General features: G+C 47.4%; 1 pseudogene. It reads right to left on the bottom strand.

The window, feature by feature from the left end:
• A pseudogene (locus NLF92_RS13550) lies at positions 1-214 on the bottom strand (hypothetical protein); the annotation flags it as partial.
• Positions 215-247: the final 33 nt, after the last annotated feature.

Raw genomic sequence — 247 nt, 5'->3', positions numbered from 1 at the left:
CATCAACAGGAAACGCGTCTACCTGTTGGAGAATGGCTTGTTCGGTGCGTTCTATGCTAAATGACAAAGTGGCCTTTTTGAGTGCATTCCCTTTTTCGTAATACGCAAAGGAAGCATCGAATTGTTTACTGTCCTCAAGCGCTTTACCTAAAGCAAAGCACAAGTGCACCTTGTCATCTACCGACAACGACGGTGACTCTGCCCTGTCCTGCATCCTACTGATTTCCTCGTCGGTAGACCGATAGGA

This window comes from Opacimonas viscosa, from assembly GCF_024199005.1.
In the GTDB taxonomy this organism is placed as follows: domain Bacteria; phylum Pseudomonadota; class Gammaproteobacteria; order Enterobacterales; family Alteromonadaceae; genus Opacimonas; species Opacimonas viscosa.
The sequence above is the reverse complement of the archived record's forward strand: the minus strand, read 5'-3'. Positions and strand labels throughout refer to the sequence as shown.